The sequence below is a fragment of the Bauldia sp. genome (assembly GCF_020442045.1).
Lineage (GTDB): Bacteria > Pseudomonadota > Alphaproteobacteria > Rhizobiales > Kaistiaceae > Bauldia.
In genome coordinates this window covers 1-2,917 of sequence record NZ_JAGRLA010000184.1, presented here as the reverse complement: position 1 = coordinate 2,917, position 2,917 = coordinate 1, and the positions used below count along the sequence as shown (strand labels likewise).

Annotated in this window: 3 protein-coding genes; all 3 read left to right on the top strand. The window is 67.4% G+C overall.

The window, feature by feature from the left end:
- The first annotated feature begins 248 nt into the window (after positions 1-248).
- On the top strand, positions 249-632 hold the full coding sequence (locus tag KDJ86_RS19940; RefSeq protein ID WP_291750007.1) for an endonuclease domain-containing protein: 384 nt from the start codon (positions 249-251) through the stop codon (positions 630-632).
- Positions 633-638: 6 nt separating this feature from the next.
- Positions 639-1,955 carry a glycolate oxidase subunit GlcF gene (gene glcF / locus KDJ86_RS19935; RefSeq protein ID WP_291750004.1) on the top strand — a complete coding sequence of 439 codons (1,317 nt, stop codon included), beginning with the start codon at positions 639-641 and terminating at the stop codon, positions 1,953-1,955.
- Positions 1,956-2,012: 57 nt separating this feature from the next.
- A partial coding sequence (locus KDJ86_RS19930) for a YbiU family protein (RefSeq protein WP_291750001.1) occupies positions 2,013-2,917 on the top strand: 905 nt, incomplete at its 3' end.

Genomic DNA, 2,917 nt, shown 5'->3' with positions numbered 1-2,917 from the left:
GTATGTATGCGGGGGTGTGAGGTGGTGCCGAGGGTACAACGCCGTTCACCTCCCCCCTTGTGGGGGAGGTCGGATTTCCCCGGATTGCGTGAGCGAACCGGAGTTGGAAATCCGGGAGAGGGGTATCGCTGGGGCGAGGACTCTTACCCCTCTCTCGCTTCGCTAACGCCCGGCTTCGCCGTCCGAAGCTCCGCTGTCTCCCCCACACGGGGGGAGAGAGGCGCCTTGGCGGACGAGAGGAGCCCTGAATGAATACCGCGAGGCCGGCCCATGCTCCGATTACGCCCAGGCTTCGTGGTCATGCGCGGGCGATGCGCCGTGACATGACATCGGCGGAGACGCGGTTCTGGTACGCCGTGCGGGCGCGCCGATTTCAGGGCCTGTTGTTTCGCCGACAAGTTCCGATCGCGGGGTACGCTTGTCACGAACGACGGCTGATCGTCGAGATCGACGGTGCGACCGACGGAACCGATTCCGAACGGAGAAGCGACTCTGTCAGGACGCGGAGGCTGGAGCGCGAAGGGTATCGCGTGCTTCGATTCTGGAACGACGATATACGGCGCAAGCTGCCGGCGGTGCTCCATCGTATCCATCAGGAACTCGATACCGGGGGATCTGCCTCAGGGCACTAAAGAGAAATGCAGACCAATTTCACCCTCGCCCAGCTTGCCGATCCGGATGTCGCGACGTCGGAGAAGATCCTCCGCACCTGCGTCCATTGCGGCTTCTGCACCGCGACCTGCCCGACCTACCTGCTGCTCGGCGACGAACTCGACAGCCCGCGCGGACGCATCTACCTGATCAAGGACATGCTGGAGGGCGACAAGCCCGCCAACAAGGAAGTGACGACGCATATCGACCGTTGTCTCTCCTGCCTTGCCTGCATGACGACATGCCCCTCCGGCGTCGACTACATGCACCTCGTCGACCACGCCCGGGCGCGCATTCACGAGACCTACCGCCGGCCGTGGTTCGACCGGACCATGCGCAACGTGCTCGCCGCGGTGCTGCCCTATCCGGGGCGCTTCCGCGCGGCGCTCGGGCTCGCCTGGTTCGGCAAGCCATTTCGTGGCCTTTTCAGGATGTTACCGGGATTATCTAAAGTGGCCGCGATGCTCTCCCTCGCGCCCGGCAAGCTGCCGCCGCGAAGCAACGCGGACCGGCCGGACGTGTTCGATGCCGAGGGGGAACGGACGGGCCGGGTTGTGCTGTTGCGCGGCTGCGCCCAGTCGGTGCTCGATCCCGGCATCAACGACGCGGCGATCCGCCTGCTCACCCGCAAGGGCGTCGAGGTGGTACTGGCCGAGGGTGAGGGCTGCTGCGGGGCACTGGTCCATCACATGGGCAGGAGCGGGGAATCGCACGCGCAGGTGAAGCGGAACATCGACGCCTGGACGCGGGTGATCGAGAATGGCGGCCTCGACGCGATCCTGGTGACGACCTCGGGCTGCGGCACGACGGTCAAGGACTACGGCTTCATCCTCAGGAACGATGCCGCCTACGCCGAGAAGGCGGCGGCGGTCTCGGCGCTGGCGAAGGACATCTCGGAATATCTCGACGTCCTCGGCCTCGGCGAGCCGGCCAGGGCGAGCGGGCTCACCGTCGCCTACCACGCCGCCTGCTCGCTCCAGCACGGCCAGCAGGTGACGGTCGCGCCCAAGGCGCTGCTCGAGAAGGCGGGCTTCGTCGTCAGGGAGCCGGCCGAGAGCCACATCTGCTGCGGCTCGGCCGGCACCTATAACCTGCTGCAGCCGGAGCTCGCCGGCCGGCTTCGTGACCGCAAGGTCGGGCATATCGAAGCGACCGCGCCACAACTCGTCGCCGCCGGCAATATCGGCTGCATCACCCAGATCGGATCGGGAACCGACCTGCCGGTCGTCCATACCGTCGAGCTGCTCGACTGGGCCTATGGCGGGCCGCGACCCGAAAAGCTCTCGACGCTGGGGCCGGAATAGGGGGATCATCGACCGGCCGGTCCATCCCCGGCGAAGACCGTATCGAGGAGCCTGACGATGCCCCCCATCATGACGACGCCGGTGCCCGACGATCTCGCGGCGACGATCCGTGACACCAAGGAACAGCTGAAGGGGCAGGTCGGCGACGTCGCGGCGGCGATGGCCGAGGTCGAGGCGGCGATGCGCGCGGAGGTCTCGGCAATCGTCGCGGCGCGGGAGGCCGGCGAGGAGGTCTTCCCGGTCATCGCCTTCGAGGACATCGCGGCCGGCACCGTGCCGGAGGAGAAGATCGCGGCGGTCCGGCAACGAGGCTGCGCCGTGGTCAGGGGAACCTTCGGCCGCGCCGAGGCCGAGGGCTGGGACCGGGACATCGCCGACTATCTCGAAACCAACCATTTCGCCGAGACCTATCGCGGCCCCGCCGACCAGGTCTTCGCCGGCCTTGCCTCGAGCAAGCCCCAGATCTATCCGATCTACTGGTCGAAGCCGCAGGTCCAGGCGCGCCAGGACGAGCGGATGGTCGCGGTCCGCTCCTTCCTCAACGCCTTCTGGAAGACCGAGTCGCAGGGCGAGGTGTGGTTCGATCCGAACCGCGACACCGGCTATCCCGACCGCATCCGCCGGCGCGAGCCGGGCTCCTCGTCGCGCGGCCTCTCCCCGCATACCGATTCCGGGTCGATCGAGCGGTGGCTGCTGCCCGGCTACCAGAAGGCCTTTGGCAGGATCTTCGCCGGCGAGTGGCGCGACTACGACCCGTGGGATGCCGCCTATCGCACCTCGGTCCACGAATTCGAGTCGGATGCCGGCTGCTCGGCCTTCCGCACCTTCCAGGGCTGGACGGCGCTGTCCGAGATGCGGCCCGAGGACGGCGTGCTGCATGTCGTGCCGATCCCGAACGCCATGGCGCACCTGCTCTTGCGTGCGCTCCAGGACGACGTCGCGCCGGACGATCTCTGCGGCGC